This window comes from Gammaproteobacteria bacterium, assembly GCA_015709635.1.
In the GTDB taxonomy this organism is placed as follows: Bacteria; Pseudomonadota; Gammaproteobacteria; order Burkholderiales; family Nitrosomonadaceae; genus Nitrosomonas.
Window position 1 is genome coordinate 2,457,559 of the sequence record CP054180.1, and the last position, 23,746, is coordinate 2,481,304.

A 23,746-nucleotide genomic window follows, 5' to 3' on the forward strand; every position below is an offset into this window, starting at 1 on the left:
ATACATGATCCGATGATGTCTGCTTAGTTATTCAAGAATTCCTTTATCAACGAGCATGTAATACTCACCACTTGCTCAGCTTCATCCTGCCGCATTACAAACGCGGGCAACAAACGAATCACTTTATCCGATGTCACATTAATCAGTAATTTCCTCTCCAAGGCCTTTTTCACCAGCTCACCGCAAGGTACTGCAAGTTCGACGCCAATAATCAAGCCCTGGCCTCTGACTTGCACGACACCCGCGACATCGGCCAGTTGATCCCGCAGCCGGTTGCGCATGAAATCACCCAAGCGGGTTGCATGATCGAGCAACCCCTCATCGACGATCACGCTCAGCGTCTCGATCGCCGCAGCACAGGCTAACGGATTGCCGCCAAACGTGGAAGCATGGTTGCCCGGCTTAAAGACTTCCGCCGCTATCCCTTTGGCCAGACAACCACCGATCGCCACTCCGCCTCCCAGGCCTTTGGCCAAGGTGACGACATCCGGCATGATCTGACTATGCTGGAACGCAAACCATTTGCCGCTGCGCCCGATACCGGATTGCACCTCATCCAGCATCAACAGCCAGTCATTCTGATTGCACAAATGGCGCAATTCCTGCAGATAATGCACCTCGGGTATATTGACCCCGCCTTCGCCCTGAAAGGGTTCTACCAATACGGCCACAACATCCTTATTGTTGGCGGCAACTTGTGTAATCGCATCCATATTGTTATAGGGAACACGCACAAAACCGGATAATAACGGCTCGAACCCGGCTTGCACCTTGCGGTTTCCGCTAGCCGTGAGCGTCGCCATAGTACGGCCGTGAAATGACCGCTCCATGACAATGATGGTAGGCAGCGATATGCCTTTGTTATGTCCATGCAGCCGGGCCAGCTTGATGGCCGCTTCGTTTGCCTCGGCGCCGGAATTGCAGAAAAATGCGTTATCCATTCCTGACAATTCCGTCAAGCGGTCGGCCAAACGTTCCTGCTTCTCGATATGGAAAAGATTGGATGTGTGAATCAACGTTCCGGCTTGCTCACAAATCGCTTTGGTCAATCTCGGATGGCAATGCCCCAATCCGCACACAGCAACACCGGACAATGCATCCAGATAACGCTCACCCCGGTCATCCCATAACCACACTCCTTCGCCTTTGACGAAGGTAACAGGTAACCGTGCGTAGGTATTCATTAAATTAGACACAGCATCACACTCACATTTTTAGATGAAAAATTCAATTCAGCGCCTCACCCGGCAAGCTAAGGAAAATTTGAAAAAGTTGTTATGTTTACCTATTTAATCTGCTTTTTCAAGCTTTTTTGTTTGACTTTATACTTATTCATGGCAATTTCCCATAACCATAACCCAAAGTTAATCGGGAAACGATAGCATCATGTTAGAATGCCGCATATGCAAATTTCCGGTACCCAGTTGCAAGAAGATACATTTCTGCGTCATAACCTGTTGTTTCTCACAAAATCATAAGCTATGAATCAGTTTGCCAAGGAAACCCTGCCCATCAGCCTTGAAGAGGAGATGCGGCGTTCCTATCTTGATTATGCAATGAGCGTCATTGTCGGACGCGCCCTGCCCGATGTTCGCGATGGCTTGAAACCGGTGCACCGGCGCGTGCTGTTTGCCATGCACGAGCTCTCCAACGACTGGAACAGACCCTACAAAAAATCCGCGCGTATCGTCGGTGACGTCATCGGTAAATACCATCCGCATGGCGATACCGCCGTCTATGACACCATCGTCCGTATGGCGCAAGATTTCTCATTGCGTTACATGTTGGTCGACGGGCAGGGCAACTTCGGTTCTGTCGATGGCGACAATGCCGCAGCCATGCGGTATACCGAGATCCGCATGTCTCGCATCGCGCATGAGCTGCTGGTCGATTTGGATAAAGAAACAGTCGACTTTGGTCCGAACTACGATGGCTCGGAACAAGAACCGCTGATTCTACCCGCCAAAATCCCGAATCTGCTGATCAACGGCTCTTCCGGTATCGCTGTCGGTATGGCGACCAATATCCCGCCGCATAATTTGGGCGAAGTCATCGATGCCTGCCTGGCGCTGCTTGGAAACCCGGAAATCAGCATCGATGAACTGATCGAACTCATCCCGGCACCCGACTTTCCGACCGCCGGCATCATTTACGGCGTCGAAGGCGTCAAAGACGGCTACCGCACCGGCCGGGGGCGCGTGGTGATGCGCGCACGCACGCATTTTGAAGACATGGAAAAAGGCAGCCGCCAATGTATCGTCATCGACGAGCTGCCGTACCAGGTCAACAAAGCCAATCTATTGATACGTATCGGCGAATTGGTGCGCGACAAGAAAGTCGAAGGCATTTCCGATCTGCGCGACGAATCCGACAAATCCGGCATGCGCGTCGTCATCGAACTGAAGCGCGGCGAGATGCCCGAAGTCATTCTGAACAATCTGTACAAAGAAACACAGATGCAGGATACGTTCGGCATGAACATGGTGGCGTTGCTCGATGGCCAGCCGCGCCTGCTGAACTTGAAACAAATCCTCGATGCCTTCTTGCGTCACCGCCGTGAAGTCGTCACCCGGCGCACGGTTTTCGAACTGAAGAAAGCACGCGAACGCGGCCATATCCTGGAAGGCTTGGCGGTTGCGCTATCGAATGTCGACGAAATTATCGCATTGATCAAAGCCGCAGCGACCCCGGCCGATGCCAAAACCGCCTTAATGGCCAAGGCTTGGCGCTCGGCATTGGTCAAGGAAATGCTTGAGCGCGCCATTGCCGATGCCAATGCACTGCGCCCCGAAGGGCTGGATGCCGCTTTCGGCCTGCAATCGCAGGGCTACTATTTGTCCGATGAGCAAGCGCAAGCGATCCTGGATTTGCGTCTGCAACGTCTGACCGGCTTGGAACAGGAAAAGATCGTCAACGAATACAAGGAAATCATCGATAAAATCATCGACTTTCTGGATATTCTCGCCAATCCGGAGCGCATTACCCGCATCATCACGGAAGAACTCGATGCCATTCGTCAGCAATTCGGCGATAAACGCCGCAGCGAAATCATTCTCGACACGCGGGATTTAAGTGTCGAAGACCTGATTACACCGGCCGATGTCGTTGTGACACTATCGCATAGCGGCTATATCAAGTCGCAATTGCTCGACGATTACCACGCGCAAAAACGCGGCGGACGCGGTAAGCTGGCAACCAGCACCAAAGAAGACGACTTTATCGACAAGCTGTTCATCGCCAACACGCATGACTATATTTTGTGCTTCTCCAGTCTGGGACGTGTATATTGGATCAAGGTCTACGAAGTACCGCAAGGTGGGCGGCAGTCACGCGGCAAGCCGATCATTAATTGGGTACAGCTGGAAGAAGGTGAAAAAATCAACGCCGTACTGCCGGTCAAAACCTTTGACGACGATCACTTTGTCTTTATGGCGACGGCTTTCGGCACGGTCAAGAAAACACCGCTGTCGGAATTCTCCCGTCCGCGCAATAACGGCATCATCGCCATCGGCTTGGACGAAGGCGATTATTTGATCGGTGTCGAGTTGACCGACGGCAAACACGACGTCATGCTGTTTTCGGATAATGGCAAAGCCATGCGTTTCGATGAGAACGATGTGCGTCCGATGGGACGCGCCGCTCGCGGGGTACGCGGCATGAAACTCGGCTCCGGACAGCAAGTCATTTCAATGCTGGTCGCCGAGAGTGAAGAGCTGGCGGTGCTCACCGCCACGGAAAACGGCTTCGGTAAACGCACGCCGATCAGCGAATACACCCGCCACAATCGCGGCACGCAAGGTATGATCGCGATCATCACCAGCGCGCGCAACGGCAAAGTGGTCGCGGCAAAACTGGTCAAGCAGGATGACGAAATCATGCTGATCACCTCTGGCGGCGTCATGATCCGCACGCGTGTCAACGAAGTGCGCGAAATGAGCCGTGCCACGCAAGGCGTCACCTTGATCAATCTCGATCCGGGCGAGAAACTGGCCGGATTGGAACGCGTCATCGAAAGTGAAGAAAGCGAAGACAGCGAAGGTGACGGTTAGCCGCCGGCAATCAACCGGGGAATACGCAATGGAACAGATCTACAATTTCAGTGCCGGACCTGCGGTTCTTCCAAAGGAAGTATTGCAGCAAGCACGCGACGAAATGCTGGATTGGCACGGCAGCGGCATGTCGGTGATGGAAATGAGCCATCGCGGCAAGGAATTCATGTCGATCGCGGAACAAACAGAAAACGATTTACGCGAATTGGCCGGCATTCCGCAAAATTATAAGGTGCTGTTCCTGCAAGGCGGCGCTTCCAGTCAATTTGCCATGGTACCGATGAATTTACTGCGCGGCAAAACCATGGCAGATTACATCAACACCGGCCAATGGTCAGCCAAAGCGATCGAAGAAGCCAGCCGCTATTGCAGCGTCAATGTCGCCGCTTCGTCCAAAGACGCGAACTTCTCTTATGTGCCGCCGCAACACGGCTGGCGCCTCAATACGCAAGCAGCGTATGTGCATTACACCAGCAACGAAACCATCGGTGGTGTCGAATTTCATTGGGTACCTGAAGTCGAGGTTCCATTGGTTGCCGATATGTCTTCCGACATCCTGTCGCGGCCGTTGGATGTCAGCCGCTTCGGTTTGATTTATGCCGGCGCGCAGAAAAACCTCGGACCCGCCGGATTGACACTGGTCATCGTGCGCGAAGATTTATTAGGAAAACCTCTGCCCGGCACGCCGACCTTGTACGATTATCAAATTCACGCCCAAAACGATTCGATGTACAACACACCGCCCACTTATGCCATGTACATCACCGGCTTGGTGTTCGCCTGGCTGAAGAAACAGGGCGGACTGGCAGCGATGGAAAAAATCAATATGACCAAGGCGAATCTGATGTATGACTATCTCGACAGCACCGATTTCTACCATTGCCCGGTGGCGAAAACCGACCGCTCGCGCATGAATGTGCCGTTCACACTGAAAGATTCCGCGTTGGACGGTGAATTTCTCAAACAAGCGCAACACCACGGTTTATTGCAACTGAAAGGTCATCGTTCGGTCGGCGGTATGCGGGCATCGATCTACAATGCCATGCCGGTCGAAGGTGTCGCCAAACTTGTCGCATACATGAAGGAGTTTGCCAGCCGCCATGCCTGAACAACAACCCTTTAAAATTCTGACACTCAATTCGATTTCTGCGCACGGACTCAACCGTTTTCCTGCAGAACATTATCAGGTCGGTCATGATATCGCGGAACCGGATGCGATTCTGGTGCGCTCGCACAACATGCTGAATAGCATCATTCCGGCGAATGTCAAAGCGATCGGCCGCGCCGGTGCAGGCACCAACAATATCCCGGTCGATGCGATGAACGCACGCGGCGTGCCGGTCTTCAATACGCCCGGCGCCAACGCTAACGCCGTCAAGGAATTAGTGCTGGCCAGCTTATTTCTGGCGGCACGCAATCTAGTCCCGGCATTACAATTCGCCGATAGCCTGCAGGGTGACGACGCGGCCCTCAACAAGCAAGCCGAAGACGGCAAAAAACGTTTCTCCGGCATCGAATTGCCGGGACGCACGCTGGGCGTGATCGGTTTGGGCGAAATCGGCCGCTTGGTTGCCAATTCGGCCATCCGGCTCGGCATGAAAGTCATCGGTTTCGACCCGAAAATCACCGTCGAATCGGCCTGGAGCTTGTCAGCGGAAGTCAAGAAAGCCAACAGCATGGAGGATCTGCTGCGCCACAGCGAATTCGTCAGCGTACACGTACCGTTGCTCGATTCGACGCGGCATTTGATCAATAGCAACACGATACAGTTGATGAAGCACCACGCGATTCTGCTGAATTTCTCGCGCGGCGCGATCGTCGACGAAGACGCAGTGCTGCAAGCCATCGCCGCCAACAAAATCAAAACCTACGTCAGCGATTTTCCCAGCGAAAAACTGCAGCACCAGAAAGGCGTGATCACCTTGCCGCACCTTGGCGCATCGACCTCTGAGGCGGAGGACAATTGCGCCATGATGGTAGTGGATCAGTTGATCGATTACCTGCAAAACGGCAATATCACCAACACCGTCAACTTTCCGGATACGCAGATGGAACGCGAAGTGCCCTACCGCGTCGCCGTCGCCAATGCCAACGTGCCGAATATTTTGGGGCAGATTTCGACCAGCATGGCGCAGGCCGGACTGAATATCCACACCATGATCAACAAATCGCGCGGCGGCATGGCTTATACGCTGGTCGATACCGACAGTCCGGTGCCGCCGCATGTTCTGCATGAGATTGCATCGATCGGCGGCGTGTTGATGGCGCGTTATCTGCAACTTCCCGAATAAATTCCGAGTAATGCCGAATCGCCTAATGATTAATTAGTTAGCCATGTCCGAAGAACTCAAACAACTCCGCGACCGGATCGATGCCATCGACGACCAGGTACTGCAACTGATCAGCCAACGCGCGGCGCTGGCACAGCAGGTCGGGAAAATCAAGAAAAGCGGCATCATCTACCGCCCGGAACGCGAAGCGCAAATATTAGCGCGCATGCAGGCACAGAATCCCGGGCCGGTCAGCAACGAGCATATTAAACAATTATTCACCGAAATCATGTCGCTGTGCCGCGCGCTGGAAAAACCGATGAGCGTGGCTTTCCTCGGCCCGAACGGCACTTTCTCCGAAGAAGCGGCGCTGAAACGTTTCGGCAGCGCCATCACCGCGGTGCCGTGCGACTCGATCGATGATGTATTCCGTACCGTGGAATCGGATACCGCTCATTACGGTGTGGTGCCGGTGGAAAATTCCACCGAAGGCGCGGTCGGCAGAACCATGGATTTGCTGCTGCAAACCCCGCTCTCCATTTGCGGTGAAATTCAGTTGCCGGTACATCAGTTTTTAATGGCACAGCAAACCGACCTGACACACATCCGCAAAATCTATTCGCATCCGCAATCGCTGGCGCAGTGCCATCATTGGCTGACAACCAACTTGCCGCACTTGCCCAGCTCGGCGCTGATCCACGCCGCCAGCAACGCCGAAGCCGCGCGCCAAGCAGCCGCCGATAAGCAAGCGGCAGCAGTGGCGGGTCAAAGAGCCGCGGAATTATTCGGATTGACGATTTGCGCCGAAAATATTGAGGACGATCCGAAAAATACCACGCGCTTTCTGGTGATTAGCAATCAGATGGTAGCACCTTCGGGAAAAGACAAAACCTCGCTGATCGTATCAACCGGTAACCGTTCCGGTGCGGTCTATCAATTGCTCGAACCGCTGGCGCAGCACGGCGTCAGCATGAGCCGCCTGGAATCGCGTCCGTCGCGCACCGGACTATGGCAATATGTGTTTTTTATCGATCTGGAAGGACACCAGGACGATCCTCACGTTGACGCCGCTCTGATGGCGCTGCGCGAGAAAGCGGCTTTCCTGAAAATCCTCGGGTCGTACCCGGCGTCGTAGCCATCAGTGGTCTCTGTATTCTGATATCGTTGAACCCACTCAGTTTTTCATCATTATTTTTTCATCAATAACACATCTAATCCTATGAATCTTTGTGATTTTGCTCCGGAATATATCCGCTCGATCCATCCTTATCAACCCGGCAAGCCAATTTCGGAATTGGCGCGGGAATTCAGTCTGGACGAATCCTACATCATCAAACTGGCGTCCAACGAAAATCCGCTCGGTACCAGCCCGCTCGCATTGGATGCAATGATCAACACACTGCATGACGTCGCGCTGTATCCGGACGGCAGCGGTTACGAATTGAAAGCCGCATTGTCGAAACGTTACGGCGTCGATCCGGAGCAAATCATTTTGGGTAACGGCTCCAACGATGTGCTGGATTTGGCCGCACGCGTGTTCCTCAAGCCGGGCGCCACCGCGGTGTACTCGCAACATGCCTTTGCCGTGTATCCGCTGGTGGTGCAGATGATCGGCGCCAACGGCATTCCGGTTCCCGCACGCGATTACGGTCACGATCTGCCCGCGATGCTCGATGCTATCACACCGGAAACGCGCATCGTCTTTATCGCCAGCCCCAATAATCCGACCGGTACCTTATCCGGCGAAGAAGACTTGCTGCGCTTTATGGAGCGGGTATCGCGCGATGTACTGGTGGTCATGGACGAAGCGTATTACGAATACCTGCCGGAGGCCAATAAACCCGACAGTATCCAGTGGTTGCAGCAGTTCCCCAATTTGCTGATCACACGCACCTTCTCCAAAGTGTATGGTCTGGCGGGTGTGCGCGTCGGCTTTGGGCTGACGCACCCCGATGTCGCCAACCTGATGAACCGCGTGCGGCAACCGTTCAACGTCAGCAGCATCAGCCTGACCGGCGCGCTGGCGGCACTGCACGACGCCGAGTTTGTGCAACGATCGTACGCGCTCAACCGCGCCGGCATGCTGCAATTGACCGACAGCTTCCGCAAACTGGGCATCGAGTACATTCCGTCGTATGGCAATTTCATCAGCTTCCGTGTCAAAGGCGAGGCCGCCAACACGCCGAAAGTCTATCAAAGCCTGCTGCGCCAGGGTGTCATCGTGCGTCCGTTGGGCATTTACGAAATGCCGCATCACTTGCGCGTCACCATCGGACTCGAAAGACAAAATCAACGCTTCCTCGAATCGCTCGAGCACGCCTTGAGCGAACTGGATTAATCCGTTACTAACCGGGCAACGGTCATGACAACTCACATCGCTCTGAATAAACTGGTCATCGTCGGCGTCGGTCTGATCGGCGGATCGTTTGCGCTGGCGCTGCGCAAAGCCGGCTTAGCAAAACACATTACCGGCATCGGCCGCAGCCAGGCCAATATGCAACGTGCCGTCGAGCTGGGCGTAATCGATGAAATCGCCAGCGATACCGCATCAGCACTACACAACGCCGATCTGGTATTCCTGGCGATGCCGGTCGGCCAGACCGCTGCGACCATGGAACGCATTGCACCTTACCTGCACGCCCACACGCTTATCACCGACGCCGGCAGTACCAAGCAGGATGTCGTCGCCGCCGCGCGTCACTATCTGCCGCTGCAGAACCGCCACCACTTCGTCCCCGGTCACCCGATCGCCGGTGCTGAACACAGCGGTGTGCAAGCGGCACAAGCGGATTTGTACACCAACAAACATGTGATTCTGACACCATTGCCGGAAACCGGCACGGAAGCCGTCGAACGCGTGCAACATTTATGGCAAGCCTGCGGCGCCAACGTATCGCTGATGCCCGCCGATGAACACGACCATGTGCTTGCAGCGACCAGTCATCTGCCGCACCTGTTGGCATTCACATTAATGAATCATCTCCAGCACAGCACCGACTCTCCGGAAAACCTGCTGCGCTTCGCCGGCAGCGGCTTCCGCGACTTCACCCGCATCGCCAGCAGCTCCCCGGAAATGTGGCGCGACATTTGTCTGGCCAATCGCGAGGCACTGCTGGAACAGATCGAAGCATACCAAACCGAATTGAACAGTTTGCGGGATTTATTGAAGAAGCATGATGGTGAAGCACTGGAGCGAGCTTTCTCGCAAGCACGCGGTATGCGGGAAGATTGGTTGAAGAAAAGATTGGATAATAGGAATATTCTTACAATTAAAAAGGAATAAGTTTACGAAATAAATACCATTTCATGCCGAAATCTAATTTCACTTATCGTTACAACAAGAGAAAAAGACATGAAAAACCCTTGAAACTCTCCCTCCAATCACGCTGCCGTTTTCCCCATACACGAAAGATACATCATCAAAAGACATTCCGAATGGAGATCAGAAATTATGATACTTCCGCAAAATAAACTACGCATATTAATCGTCGACGATTCCATTTCCATACGTAGCGTCCTGCGAGCATTACTCAATAATGACGAAACCGAAGTTGTCGGGGAACTTGCCAGCGGAAGCAAATTAGTAGCCACCATTGCCAAACTCAAGCCGCATATTGTTTGCCTTGATTACAACCTTCCCGGTACCGATGGCCTGCTGCTGCTCAAAGAGATCCATGCGACATATCCGCAGGTGGCAGTCATCATGATCACAGGCAACAACAATCAAGAACTCGAATATGCGGCAGCAGAAGCAGGCACTGCAGGTTTCATAAACAAGCCATTCTCCCAGGAACAGATTCTAGGGGTACTGCAAAAAGTGGCGCATGCACAACGGCTATTGATGATCGCCGTCAGAAAACACAATCCATTTGCAGACAAACCCAGCCATGCAACAGCAGTAGTCGCCGATGACAGCCAAACTCTGCGTCGGCTATTAATGGCTATATTGGCTCATATGGGTGTTCAGGTTGTCGGTGAAGCGCATAACGGCAAACAAGCCACCGAACTGGTAGCTGCACATAATCCCAGTATTGTTTGTTTGGACTATGAAATGCCGGTCATGAATGGCTTAGAAGCACTGAAAATCATACGTGATCAAAACCCATTAACCAAGGCGGTCATGATTACCGCTGCAGCCAGCCGTGAAACATTCAGCCGCGCTGCAAGCACCGGAGCAAAAGGGTACATTATCAAACCTTTTCATCCGGACAAGGTTACACAGAGCATTTCACAAATTCTTGCATAATTAGTCGCCCCTGCAAAATTCACACAGTCATGCCGACAAACGAACGTTTTGTGTAAAAGGTGTTGATCAGTTGCAGCAGCGCAAGTCGCAATAAAGAATTCTTGATGCCCAAACGGTGTATAGCTCTCATCAGCCAGCGCAGATTGTAGCCAGCCGCACATAACACAGCGTGCAGTGCATCACCCAACTGACCTGGTAACCAGCAGCGATCCATTCGGTGATCCGACTTCAGATGCCCGATTGCAGGTTCCACGGCCTGCCGGCGCTTGAGCCAGCGCCGCTGCGGTTTCGTCAGCGACTTGTACTTGCCGCGATGGATGATTTCCACTGCCGGATTGTCAGCATCCACTCCCCGGAACCCGAGATCGGCAATAACCTGCTTCGGTATTGATCCGGTATCTTCGAGTAGCCTGTGCGTTTGTTCGAGCTGTTGGTGGAGAATATGACCATCGTAGGGATTGCCAGGAAAGGTTCTGGCACCGACTATCAGGCCGCTTTTGTGCGTAACAGCAATGCCGGCTTTAACTCCGAACTCGTAAGGTTTGCGTGCTTTGCCCTTGCCGATGCATTCGGCTTCCGGTGCGTGCAATGCATAGAGTTTGTTGTTGTCCTTGGGTTGCTGCTTATGAATCCGTCCTGCCCGTTCCAATAGCGTGGTCAATTGCTGCAGCGATGCGGCACAGACCGTCGTCACGGTTGCCAGTTTGCGCTGGATCTCCCGCAGCACGATACCAAGGATCGTGCGTTGGCGTTTAACGGTTTTGTGCAGACGCCGCAATTGCCTGGCGTGGGCATAGCCGCCTGCCCTTCGGCGCAGCGCCTTGCCTTCTTTTTGGCGTAGGTTTGCTTCAAGGTGATGCCAGCCCGTCTGGCTGCTTGCACAATCTTGCCGCGAGCAATTTCCAGTAACCGGCTATCCACCGGATGCGCAATTGCCTTTTCCTGAATTGTCGTGTCAACAATCACTCGTTTGAATTCAGCCGGTTTGACCGCCTTGGTGTGCACCGCAGTGTCAATCGTTGCCTTCAGCAGCTTCTCAACACCAGCTTCACCAATGGCGGTGCGGAAACGGCCAATCTGGGTGGCATCACACGGCAACTTCGATGTGTAATATTCCTCGCCGCTGAAATACTGCCACACCACATTCTCCGACCAGCGAACCACCAGCTCTTCGTCACTGAGGTTGAACGCATGCTTCAGATACAGCAACGATGCCATCAACCGGATCGGCAAGCGGGGCGACCCGCAGTGCTCACGCCCCCACTGGCAATCGCCAATGTTGTGCCAAAAAGATCGTTGATCTCCAACACTTCACCCTGACGGTTTTTACGCTCAAAAGCAGGGACAAGTGCTGCTTCAATATCAGCCCACGGCAGTCGATTCGACAGCACTGCCAGGGGATGACGCAGATCAATTATCTGATCGAGACGCGCTCGGAAAAAATCATCGGTCGGCATTTCAGTTCCTCTTGATTCTCTCAGTGTTTTGATGCGAATAGTATAAATTCTCAGGGATCAATGCCGTCTAAAATTTGATGATTCCTGCAGTTCATGCAGGCTCTAAGTGTTTTGCAGGGATGACTAATAAGCTCGATTGAAATATTTCACTTTGGGTCAATCTGTTGTTTACCATATTGAAGTAGCATCGAACTAGGGCCTGTTAACACTATTTGATATAATATGGTGATGGAAATCACCGAAACTCAATATCAACAGATCGAACACTGCATGCCGCGCCAGCGTGGCAATGTCAGTCATTCCAATCTACAAATTCTCAATGCTATTCTGTATGTTACCGAGCATGGTTGCAAGTGGCGCGGACTACCCAAGCGTTTCGGTAATTGGCATACCATCTACACTCGAATGAATCGATGGGCGAAAAGCGGCGTGCTTCAAAAAGTTTTTGAGCAGCTGCAGCATCAACAAATCATTCGCATCAAGATTGAAGCCGTTTCGATGGATAGCACCAGCGTCAAAGTGCACCCTGATGGTACTGGTGCATTAAAAAACGGCCCGCAATCCATCGGCAAATCCCGAGGTGGCTGGACCACTAAAATTCATCTGGTTGCCGCAGATACCAGAACAGCCATAACTTTTTCCTTATCTCCGGGGCATACACATGACGCACCGGAAGGACGACAACTCCTGTTAGCACTCGGCCCCGTCTCTTCTCCTACTCATCTGCTGATGGATCGCGCTTATGAGGGTGATCAAACCAGACAGCTTGCATTGGAGCTCGGTTATATCCCGGTTGTCCCACCCAAAACTAATCGGCTGGAGCTCTGGGAATATGACCGCGCCATGTACAAAAAACGCAATGAGATCGAAAGATTATTCCGCAGACTCAAGGGATTCCGTCGAATATTCTCCAGATTCGACAAACTGGATGTCATTTTTCTCTCATTCATCCATTTCGCTCTCATCGTCGAAGCACTTAGGTAGTGTTAACAGGCCCTAGTCCTGCAACAAGCCCAGCGAACATCGTCAATATGTATTGCTCACTCTAAATTTACCAAAGGAAGGCAGGGTTTCTCCAATTAATCATCACTCCTGCCCTGTGGGGGCGGATTTCATCGGTTGTTTACCGGCAGCCCGCAAATCGACAATCTTGTTCAATAACTGAAACCAGAACGGTGCGCCAAGAGATCCGGCGAAAGTCGTGATCAGAATGCCCATGAATTTAATGAACCCCTCCATGAAACCGAATCCCTCGAAAACCCATTGACCATCCGGTTGCTTCCAGCCAATCGGCAAATGCAACTCCCTGATTTGTTTAGCCAATGTCACAGCAGTCTTAGCAGACTGCCCGGCCTTTTGCAGAGTGTTATCCGCCGGCGATTGTTCACCCGCTGGTAGCGGAGATTCATCGTTTCCCGCTGCCGCCGCAGCTGGTTCCGATGACTGCTGCGGCATCAGGCTTGCGACATCCGTCGAAGAAGCCGCTTCAACCAGTGCTTGCCGCAGCGCGATATCAGTCCACAACGTTTGGGAAATTTTGATGGCATCGATATTCAAGGTGGTGCATACAACAAAGGCAATGGCAAAAATAATCCCTTGTGTTTTTTGTTTGTACCAGCCGCCCACCCTATCCATTGCATCGTTGTACCAACCTTCCACATTCCTGCGCGCTTTCTCGGCATCATCCCCGGCTTCATGCAGCAACAGAATAATCGACCTGCCGGCCTCGGTTTTCGCAAACAAGCCTTGTTTCTCGATCGTTTCGATCAACAACTTATTGTCGGCCGGCAGCTTGCCGGTGTTGCCGGTCATGATGTCCATCAACGCCAAGGTAAAATTCTTCGGCGGAATATACGAAGGTCTCTGCCCTGTTTTTGATAACCCGTTGATCAGCGGATGCTTGTATAGGTCGTCCACCAGCTGGTTTCCCTCGCCCGATTGCAGCAGATTCCCCAGCCCCGCATCGAGATTTTTCGCGCGCAGGCGCAAAACTTGCGCAAGCATCTCGTTGATTGCGGAACACAGCAAACTGATCAGCACAAACAGGAACACCATGCCCAAGGCGATATCCAGGATCGAGGAATTCAGCATATTTTCTCCGTTTCGTTAGCTACGATGTGTCATTATTTTTAATGTAAATGCCCGTTCAAAATTGGATGATCGTGTTTGACAGCTTTTTCGCTTTTCAGTATAGTCCATTTCAGATCAGGGTTAATATTTTTCTGCATCAGTAGAAGAATCAAATAATAATAAAGGGTTACCTCATTATTAGTCACACACGAACCCACCCAAAGGCCCTTCACCGGAACACGTAACAAATCAGCGGCTTTTTCGCTGATAAGCAAGTTCAGTCAAATTTAAAACGAAGTAGTCAGGATTCACCGGGTAACGGTGAATATCGTACCAGAGTCACTGCATCTGATCGTTTCCAGCCATCCTTGATGATGCGAATCGTTCAGCTGAATTATTAAGACAAGCGAAACTGAGCACATCGCTCCATGTATCGGGTTTTATTAATAGGTGGTTACTATGACTGCAAATGTCTCGTTCAAACTAGCCGGTTATCCGGACAGCATCGCCCAGTACTCCGCTGCAACATCATTGCCGCGGGCCGGAGCAATTATCAGCAACCTAAAAGGCATAACCCGATCGCACCACACCCATATCGGGTTGGGAACGCTGGGTCTTTTTGCCGCCCGACGAGGAGCACCGGACTGGCAGTCATTGGTACTGGTATCCAACCGGCATGTTCTGCTCGCCCACGATGCCGAGCGCGGCGACATGATTTTCCAGCCTGATCACGAACAACAAGGCGATCAAGCCGTGTTTGACACGCCACGTTTGAATGCCATCGCCAGAATCGAACATACCGGACTGTGCGGACATTTTTCCTATGCCTACCCCGGAGAAGCCGAGAAACCCTATTACATCGACTGCGCAACCGCTACGCTGCTCTTAAAGCAAAGTGAAAATCCGCAACGGCTTCACGCCAAAACCCAGCACTTCAACAAAGTTGCCAGAGTGCATCCGCACGATACTTTCGAGGGGAGAGAACTCAAAGTACGCCTGTCAGGCCGGGAATATGCTGTGTGGGGAAAAGTCATCGACAGCCAAGCCACGGTTGAAACGGTGACCGGCGAGCGATGCCATAACACGATGGTGATCCGCGCCACGCCCGACAACCGGGGCGTGCTGCGGCCATTTTCGCGCAAAGGCGATTCCGGCGCATTGCTTGTCGATCAATATCAACGCGCCGTCGGTTTGTTGTGGGGCAATCACATGCTCGATCCTTATGTGTCTTACGCATGCCATATTCACCCGGTGCTCAGTTTCCTGCAGATCATTCCCTGGTGTTTTGATTTCTGCGCGCCTCAATCAAGCCAAAAGGATTAAAACGATGCAACGAAAATATTTCATTCAATCCACGAACGGTTGCTCCGCCGGATGGAGGTGAAGTGATGGATCAAAAAGAATTGGCTGCATTACATGCAGAAGCCGAAGCAGAACTGAAAAAAATCCCGGGCGTTGTCGGTGTCGGCTACGGCTTGAAAGAAATCGGCGGTAAAATCACCGATCAAGTCTCGTTTCGCGTGTACGTCAAAGAAAAAATCAAGCCGGAAGATTTGAATCCCGCCGATGTCATCCCGAAAGAATACAAGGGCATTCCAACCGATGTGGTGCTGGTCATTCAAACCAAACCGTTGCATTGTATAGATCTGGATCAGCATTCGCCGTTGATCGGCGGCATATCGATCACTAATTTCAAAACCGATGCATCGAACAATGTCGAAATTGGCACATTGGGATGCTTTGCAACATTAAATGGTGTCAGCGGACCGGAAAATGTAGTGTTGCTATCGAATAATCATGTCCTTGCTGCCAACAACGCAGTCAATGGCGATACGATTTATCAGCCCCGTTCCATCGATAACGCAGGAACCATTACCGTTGATGCGACGCAAGAACGGCGTAATCCGATTGGAAAAATACACAGTGTCGGACAAAGAGCGCCTTACTCTTACACTTACCCCAGCGAAGGCGCGCAGGACTATTACCTGGACTGCGCGATCGCCAAATTGGATATCTGCATTTCCAGTTGGTGCAACACCAATTGCGGTGTATCGTATAAAAACGAAATCCGCGGACTGAATATCGGTGGAAATAGTAAATTGGAAGATGTCGCGCGTGTCGCGCAAGGCGATCTGAGCGGTGGCGATTATGTCGTTTATAAAGTTGGCCGCACCACCAGCAAAACCACGGGCAAAGTAATCGATCCCATTGCCATTGAAGCCGCGGGGGGGCGTTTTTTACTCATCGAAGCCACACAGCCCGATTGCAATGGGATATTACAATTCTCCGCAAAAGGCGACTCAGGGTCTGCCGTAGTCAATGCGCAAAACAAAATCGTAGCGCTTCTGTACGGAAATGACACAAGCAATCCGGCCAGATCGGCAGCCTGTCATATTCACCCAGTCATCGATTTTCTCAGCATCACCCCTATCACCACCGCCAACCCGCCGGTCGGTCCCGCCGGGCAGACGTTAAACGATGTCGAAGGTATATTCATCGGCATCAACCATACCACCGAAGTGCGCGAACGCTTTTTAAATACGCGCAAAGGCGCTGAGATTTACCAGCAGATTCTCGATCATCGCCAGGAAGTGATTGCGCTCGTCAATCACCGGCGGCCGGTTACCGTGGCGTGGCACCGCAGCAAAGGCCCGACGTTTCTGGCGCACTTCGTCAACAATGCGCGCGACCCGGCACATGTCATTCCGTTTGAAGTGGAAGGCATCACGCGCGATCAAATGATCCGGCGCATGGCCGAGATGCTGACGCAGCATGGCAGTGAGGCGTTGCAGCAAACGATTCAGCACTATTTTGACGAAGTGATGGGATTCATCAATAGTTTCGACAATCTGCACGAATTTGTTACGCAGTTTGAAACCGACCCTCGCACAGGTGAATTAACCAACCGTTCCGCTCTCATTGAGGAAACCGCCAATGTCAAGTGAAGTGGACACGTTACAGCGCGTTTTGCTGCAAATCTCCAATGTGCTGGAGCCGCTGGAGCGCGAGCTCAATAGCACGCGCGCCGTCCAGACGTTTGCCGAACTCGGCATCACGCTCAACAGCGGCCAGGTGTCGTCGCTGGCTTCGCCGATGCAAGCGCTGGTGGCCAGCAGTAAAACCGTGCTGCAAAAAGCCGGAGACCTAGCGCAGGCAATCGAAGACGAAAACATCGGGCAAATCGTTTCCATCAGCACGGAGCTGATCAGCCAGGTCATCACCGCCATCCAGAAAATCGATCAATTACAAACCGCCGTGCAAAGCATTGGCGGTATTCCAGCAAGCGTTTCCAGTCATTTCGCCGAACGCTTGTTCAACTACTTGCTGGTGCGTACGCTGGATGCCGCCAACGGCATCAACGAGTTGCTCGAACTGCTGGGCATACTCGAGCGGCAACGCAATAATGCCGGTTCTACCGATCCCGCCAATCCCGAATTCACCATTTCCACTTTCCATTTCAACGAACTGGGCAAGTGGCTGGAATCGCCGGTGTCGGCATTACAGTCGCACTATAACTGGGGCAGCAGCAGTCTCGATGCCGCCAATTTGCTGCAGCGGCTCGAACGCTTGCTGCTTCATCTTAAAGCGCCGGCTTTTTTTGACGATACATCGCCCACGCCGATTCTCGAAGCCGTCATCTTTCAACTGCGGCCACGCACCGATCTCAATCCCAACGGATTGAGCCTATCGATCCGGCAGAATCTCAGTCCCGGAAAAATCGAATTCGCCGCCGACGATTTAAAAGTCGTACTGGATTTGCAGGCCACGCTGCCGTTCGGCGCAGAATTAGTGATCCAGCCGCCGGCCACATTCACTTTTCATACCTCCGCAGCCGACACAATTTCCGGTTCGCTGAACCTCAGCGTCAGCGCCGACCGCACACAAGCCGCAACGCCGTATCTATTGATCGGCGACCCGGATGGCAGCCGGTTGGAAGTGGGTAAATTCGGCGTTAGCTTCGGCGGCCGGATTCAAGGCAGCGGCGGACAATCGGCAGCGGATTTTACCGTCGGCGGTGAAATCGGTGCCGGTAAACTGGCGATTTCGTTTGCCGACGGCGATGGATTCCTTACCGATATCCTGAGCGGCGTCCAGCTCAATTCCGATTTCGGCATGGCGTTCGGTTACAACAGTAGCGACGGGCTGTTTTTCGTCGGCAGCAGCGCACTGGAAATTCAATTGCCGCTGCACCTGAATCTCGGGCCGGTTGAAGTCAGCGCGTTGACCTTTTCAGTCGGTATCGACAACAACAAATTCCCAACCGCTATTTCAACGGATATCAAAGCTGCGCTGGGTCCGCTCGCCGCTGTCGTCGAAAATATCGGCTTGGCCATCGATTTCGCCTTGGTCGATAACCGCAGCGGCAATGCCGGACCGGTCGATATCAAACTAGGATTCAAACCGCCGAATGGCGTCGGCTTGTCGCTGGATGTCGGTATCGTCAAAGGCGGCGGCTATCTCTACTTTGATTTCGACAAGGAAGAATACGCCGGTGCATTGGAGCTGATGTTCAGCGGCATCGTCACGGTGAAAGCGATCGGTCTGATCACGACACGCATGCCAGATGGTTCCGAAGGTTTCTCGTTGTTGATCATCATCAGCGCCGAATTCGGCACACCATTCCAACTGGGTTTCGGTTTTACGCTGAACGCCGTCGGCGGGTTGCTAGGGTTGAATCGCACCATGGAACTGGAAGTGATCGCCGCCGGTGTACGCACCGGTTCGATCAACAGCGTGATGTTCCCGGACAATATCATCGAGAACGCGCCGCGCATCATCAGTGATTTGCGCCAATTCTTTCCGCCCGCACAGGATGTGTTTCTGATCGGCCCGATGGCCAAGCTGGGCTGGGGCACACCGACACTGGTCAGCGCTTCATTGGGCATCATCGTCGAAATACCGCCGGGTAACATCGCCATTCTGGGTGTGCTGAAAGTCGCGCTGCCCGATGAAGATGCCGCGTTGATCATCATTCAGGTCAGTTTCATCGGCGCGTTGGAGGTCGACAAGCAACGGCTGTGGTTTTATGCCAGTCTGTACGATTCCCGGGTCATTTTTCTCACCATCGACGGCGATATGGGGCTATTGATCGCCTGGGGCGACAACGCCAATTTTGTCATCAGTGTGGGCGGCTTTCATCCCTCCTTTAAGCCGCCTCCGCTACCTTTTCCCAATCCCAACCGGATCGCGATCAACATCCTGAACGAATCTTTTGCACGCATCCGCGTGGAAGGTTATTTCGCCGTCACTTCCAACACCGTGCAGTTTGGCGCCAAAGCGGAAGTTTATTTCGGTCTCAGCGCGTTCAATATTTCCGGCCAGGTCGGCTTCGATGCGCTATTCCAGTTCTCGCCGTTTTATTTCATCATCACCATTTCCGCGTCGTTCGATGTCAAAGTGTTCGGCGTCGGTCTGTTCGGCGTGCATATGCGCGGCGAACTCGAAGGCACATCGCCGTGGCACATCGAGGGTGAAGGCTCCATCTCGCTATTATTCTGGGATATCGACGTACCCTTCAGCCACACCTGGGGTGAAGACGAAAACACCACCTTGCCATCCATCGACATCATGCCGCTGATCACAGCGGAATTCGAGAAATTGGATAACTGGACGGCCGAATTACCGACCTCCAATCAATTGCTGGTGTCGTTGCGCGCCATTGAAAGCACGAGCGATTTGATTCTGCATCCGGTCGGCGTGTTGCGCGTCAACCAGCGCGCCATCCCGCTCGATCTGGATCTCGACAAAGTCGGCAATCAGAAACCGAAGGATGCCAAACGCCTGACCGTCGAAGTCATCGATACCGGTCTGGCCAAGGTCGCGGATACCAAGGAATCGTTTGCCACGGCGCAATATAAAAATTTGAGCGACGCCAACAAACTGAGTGCGCCCTCCTACGAAAAACAAAATGCCGGCATCGAATTGTCGGTCAGCAACCAGCAGCTCAAATCATCCGCAGCAGTAAAGCGCGTGGTGCGCTACGAGCAAAATATCATCGACAACAATTTTGTTTCGTTGCTGATCCGTTTTGTCGCCATCGGCGCCGAATTCTTCAATCACTTTTTAGGTCGCAACGCCGCATCGAAATCGGCACTCTCGGCCAGTTACAAGGCGCAAAAAGCGCCGGTCGAACAGAAAGTCATCGTGAAAGAAGCCGGTTACGTCGTCGCTTCGACCATGAACAACAGTCCGCACAGCCAAGAGGCTTATTTTGCATCGCATGCGCAAGCGCAGGATTTCCTGCGCGCGCAAGTGAGCCAATCGCCCGGGCTGCAAGACAGTCTGCACGTGATCCCCAGTACGGAAGCGACACCCTTGCAGGAGGCAGCATAATGGCGATCGGCACGTATACTTTTCTACCGTGGTTACGGCAAGGCGTCGCCAATAATATCCAATCGGCGGATCTGGATGCTTCGGTCAAAACGCGCGCCAGTGTCGCCGTCAGTCTGAATATCAAAGGTAGCGGCGGCGAAGGCGGCGATGTGACCGCTCCGGTCAACAAGAACGTCGCCCTGTATGGTCCCGGCGACATTATCGGCATTGAATCGCGCGCAGTGATCAAAACCGAGCCGCTCAACTGGATCACCAACTTCGAACCCAATTATCTCTGCCACATCGAGTTTTACGACGAAGATTTTCCCTGGCGTTACACACCGGCTGCACCGGCGGGAGCACGATTACGGCCGTGGGTTACGCTGATCGTATTGACCGAAGCCGAGTTTGCCGAAGGCGGCAATATGTCTGGCAAACCGCTGCCCTTCATCGACATCAAGGCCAATCCGCTGGAAACGGTATTCCCCAAAGCCGAGGAACTGTGGGCGTGGGCGCATGTGCACGTCAACAAAAACATCGCCGGCAGCCAGGATGCGCCGCAAGCGCCGGACATCAACAATGCGCTGTCGCAACTTCAGAGCGTGCTGGCGCAAAATGCCGACGAGGCCTATTCGCGTATCGTCTGTCCGCGCAAACTGACCCCGAACGAGCGCTACCATGCGTTTCTGATTCCGACTTTTGAAACCGGCCGGTTGGCCGGGCTGGGGATGAACCCCGACGATGCGCCGCATGCGACATTCTCGGCATGGGGCGAAGGCCGTCCGGCGCCGACACAATTCCCGGTTTATTACCGTTGGTTTTTCCGCACCGGTTCGCAAGGCGATTTTGAATACCTGGTGCGCCTGCTCGAACCGAAACCGGCGGACAGCCGCGTGGGCCGTCGCGATATCGACGTGCAAAACCCCGGTTCCAACATCAGCGGCATTCAGAATCCGGATCTCGAAGGCGTGCTGAAACTCGGCGGCGCGCTGCTCGCACCGCTGAGCAAGGAAGCCGAGCAGGAAATCGCCAAGTGGGAAAATTGGGATCAGCCGTATCCGCACGTTTTTCAGCAGGAATTGGCGGCATTCCTGAATCTCGCCGATGACTACGCCCGCCTCGCCGCTGATGCGGCTCACCAGAATACCGATTTGCCGTCAGAAATTCAGGCCGACCCCGACCCGCTGATCACGCCGCCGATTTACGGCCGCTGGCATGCGCTCCGGAATCGCGTGCTGAAAGAAGCCGACGGCAGCGATGCACCCAATAATCAAAATTGGCTGCACCAGCTCAACCTCGACCCGCGCTGGCGCAGCGCCGCCGGTTTCGGCACCGACGTCATCATCGCCAACCAGGAAGAGTACATGGATGCGGCGTGGGATCAGGTCGGCGAGGTGCTCGAAGCCAACCGCCAAATCCGCCTGGCGCAGCTCGCCAAGATCACCGCCAATAGCTGGTATCAAAAGCAAGTGCTGCCGCTGCAGCAAATCAGCCATGACAAGGTGCTATTCATGACGGCACCGGTGCAAAAGCGCGTCATCAGTCAAGGCGTGACGGTTTCTCATCGAATCAAGCAAAGCCCGGTCACGCCCGCGCTGACCTCCGCGCCGCTGCGGCGCATGTTGCGCCCGAATGGCCGCTTGCAAAAGCTTTCGGCCTTTGACGAGCGTATTCACCCCAACAATTTGATCACGCGCGTCAACGACGGTGTCGTCACCGCCGCGCCGCCGCATGTGATCCCCGATGCGCTGCCGTCGCTGGATAATTTGTCACAAGATGCGCAACCGAAGAATGTGCCGTCCTGGCTGCTGGATTTACTGAAACGCTACCCGTTCATTCCCTATCTGTTATTGGCGCTCGTTTTACTGCTGATCATCGTGCCGGCGGTTATCGGTGCCAGTGCCGGAATCTGGGCTGCAGCGGCAATCGCTGGCGCGGGATTATTGCTGGCTTACCGTACCGCGCAGCGTTTAATTACACAAATGAATCAAGCCGATTCGGTATCCGAAACCGGGCAAACACCGGCTGCAGTTGATGCGATGCCGCCAAGCAGTAATTTTGTGCTGACGCCGGAACTGAATCTGCTGGCGTTGGATCCGGCCAATCCGCCGCAACCCGCTAGCGCCGGTGCAGTCGACAATGCGCAATCGAGCCGCTTCAAAACCGCGCTGAAAGATTCTTACACACTGCTGCAAAACGGCCTGCAGGCCGGTGTTATGCCCGCAGCCGTGCCGGTGAATGTCGCCCAATTGGCAACAGATACGCTGGTCAAGTTGAATCCGGCGGTTACGATTCCGAAATGGACGCTGGGCAACATCCTGCTACCGGCGCATATCATCGGATTGATCGGCGAAAAGTTTGTCGAAGCGATGGCGTATCCGGAATTCGATGTTCCGATGTACAAACCGCTGGTCGATAAATCCACCGAGCAGTTCGTGCCGAACCTGAATTTCATCGCGCAAAACACCATCACGTTATTGAAGACCAACCAGCCGTTCATCGAGTCCTATATGGTCGGCCTCAATCATGAATTCGCACGCGAGTTGTTGTGGCGCGAATATCCGACCGATCAGCGCGGTTCCTATTTCCGGCAGTTCTGGGATGTCAGCGGTTTTCTCAGCCCGACCGAAGACAGCGAACAGCGCCGCGAGGAATTGAAAGACATTCCGCCGATTCACCGCTGGTCGCGGTTCTCCAAACTGGGCGAGCACGATAATCGCGAACAAGGCCTCGAAAACGAAGAGGAATTGGTATTGGTGATTCGCGGCGAATTGCTGAAAAAATACCCGAATGCGGTGATTTATGCGCAAAAAGCCAAATGGCAGCCGATCAGCGATACCAATCCGGCGCCGAACAAAAATACCGAACGGGTGTTCGACGACAGCGTGCCGATCAAGACGCCACTGTACGAAGCGCAAGTCAAACCGGACATTTACTTTTTCGGCTTCGATTTGACCGAAGAGGAAGCACGCGGCAATCCCGAGGTTGACGACGAGCCGGGCTGGTTCTTCGTGATCAAGGAGCGTCCAGGTGAACCGCGTTTCGGTCTGGATATCAGCCGCGAAAGCACCAACCCCATTCAGGTCTGGAACGATCTGGCTTGGGCGGATGTAGCGCCCGGCATCAGTGACGGCGAGTTTATCGACATCGCCGCCGCCCCAGCACTCAGCCTGCCAAACACAGAACCGGGCGGCACCGCGCAGGAAAAAGCGGAACAGTGGAAAGAGGATCATTTGTTGAGCTGGACAAACAATATCAATTCGGCGGAACTGGCTTACATTCTATTCCAAGCGCCGGTGCTCGTCGGTGTGCATGCTGCCGAAATGCTGCCGCGCGATTAAG

General features: G+C 53.4%; 14 protein-coding genes and 1 pseudogene. 12 read left to right on the top strand and 3 right to left on the bottom strand.

What is annotated here, in order from left to right:
* Window positions 1–23: 23 nt before the first annotated feature.
* Complete coding sequence (locus HRU78_11830) at window positions 24–1,184, bottom strand: aspartate aminotransferase family protein (GenBank protein ID QOJ24250.1); 1,161 nt, start codon at window positions 1,182–1,184, stop codon at window positions 24–26.
* Window positions 1,185–1,481: 297 nt separating this feature from the next.
* Here HRU78_11830 and gyrA point away from each other — a divergent pair, with 297 nt between their 5' ends.
* The 7 genes from gyrA (at window position 1,482) to HRU78_11865 (ending at window position 10,565) form a co-directional block, all read left to right on the top strand.
* Window positions 1,482–4,049, top strand: coding sequence for a DNA gyrase subunit A (gyrA, locus tag HRU78_11835; protein ID QOJ24251.1), 2,568 nt, complete (start codon window positions 1,482–1,484; stop codon window positions 4,047–4,049).
* Between the two features lie 28 nt (window positions 4,050–4,077).
* The gene (gene serC / locus HRU78_11840) at window positions 4,078–5,157 is read left to right on the top strand and encodes a 3-phosphoserine/phosphohydroxythreonine transaminase (protein QOJ24252.1); all 1,080 of its coding nucleotides are present in this window, start codon (window positions 4,078–4,080) and stop codon (window positions 5,155–5,157) included.
* Window positions 5,150–6,340 carry a 3-phosphoglycerate dehydrogenase gene (locus tag HRU78_11845; GenBank protein ID QOJ24253.1) on the top strand — a complete coding sequence of 397 codons (1,191 nt, stop codon included), beginning with the start codon at window positions 5,150–5,152 and terminating at the stop codon, window positions 6,338–6,340. The genes serC and HRU78_11845 overlap by 8 nt, the downstream gene beginning before the upstream one ends.
* A gap of 43 nt (window positions 6,341–6,383) precedes the next feature.
* Window positions 6,384–7,454, top strand: coding sequence for a prephenate dehydratase (pheA, locus tag HRU78_11850; GenBank protein QOJ24254.1), 1,071 nt, complete (start codon window positions 6,384–6,386; stop codon window positions 7,452–7,454).
* 84 nt (window positions 7,455–7,538) lie between these two features.
* Window positions 7,539–8,657, top strand: a complete 1,119-nt coding sequence (locus tag HRU78_11855) for a histidinol-phosphate transaminase (GenBank protein QOJ24255.1) — start codon at window positions 7,539–7,541, stop codon at window positions 8,655–8,657.
* A 24-nt stretch (window positions 8,658–8,681) separates the two neighbouring features.
* The gene (locus HRU78_11860) at window positions 8,682–9,602 is read left to right on the top strand and encodes a prephenate dehydrogenase/arogenate dehydrogenase family protein (GenBank protein QOJ24256.1); all 921 of its coding nucleotides are present in this window, start codon (window positions 8,682–8,684) and stop codon (window positions 9,600–9,602) included.
* Window positions 9,603–9,770: 168 nt separating this feature from the next.
* The gene (locus HRU78_11865) at window positions 9,771–10,565 is read left to right on the top strand and encodes a response regulator (protein QOJ24257.1); all 795 of its coding nucleotides are present in this window, start codon (window positions 9,771–9,773) and stop codon (window positions 10,563–10,565) included.
* Window positions 10,566–10,584: 19 nt separating this feature from the next.
* On the opposite strand, the pseudogene HRU78_11870 reads toward HRU78_11865, so the two are convergent.
* Window positions 10,585–12,022 (bottom strand): annotated as a pseudogene (locus HRU78_11870) (IS5 family transposase).
* Window positions 12,023–12,250: 228 nt separating this feature from the next.
* Between HRU78_11870 and HRU78_11875 the strand changes: the two are divergent.
* Window positions 12,251–13,006 carry an IS5 family transposase gene (locus HRU78_11875; protein QOJ25041.1) on the top strand — a complete coding sequence of 252 codons (756 nt, stop codon included), beginning with the start codon at window positions 12,251–12,253 and terminating at the stop codon, window positions 13,004–13,006.
* 102 nt (window positions 13,007–13,108) lie between these two features.
* On the opposite strand, the gene HRU78_11880 is transcribed toward HRU78_11875, so the two are convergent.
* Entirely contained in the window at window positions 13,109–14,113 is a 1,005-nt protein-coding gene (locus tag HRU78_11880; protein ID QOJ24258.1) for a hypothetical protein, read from the bottom strand.
* A gap of 438 nt (window positions 14,114–14,551) precedes the next feature.
* Between HRU78_11880 and HRU78_11885 the strand changes: the two genes are divergently transcribed.
* From HRU78_11885 to HRU78_11900, 4 genes are all read left to right on the top strand, one after another.
* Entirely contained in the window at window positions 14,552–15,415 is an 864-nt protein-coding gene (locus HRU78_11885; protein QOJ24259.1) for a hypothetical protein, read from the top strand.
* A 65-nt stretch (window positions 15,416–15,480) separates the two neighbouring features.
* Window positions 15,481–17,037, top strand: a complete 1,557-nt coding sequence (locus tag HRU78_11890) for a hypothetical protein (protein ID QOJ24260.1) — start codon at window positions 15,481–15,483, stop codon at window positions 17,035–17,037.
* The gene (locus HRU78_11895; GenBank protein QOJ24261.1) at window positions 17,027–20,425 is read left to right on the top strand and encodes a hypothetical protein; all 3,399 of its coding nucleotides are present in this window, start codon (window positions 17,027–17,029) and stop codon (window positions 20,423–20,425) included. Before HRU78_11890 ends, HRU78_11895 begins: the two co-directional genes overlap by 11 nt.
* Entirely contained in the window at window positions 20,425–23,745 is a 3,321-nt protein-coding gene (locus HRU78_11900) for a hypothetical protein (protein ID QOJ24262.1), read from the top strand. Before HRU78_11895 ends, HRU78_11900 begins: the two co-directional genes overlap by 1 nt.
* The last annotated feature ends 1 nt before the right edge of the window (window position 23,746 follow it).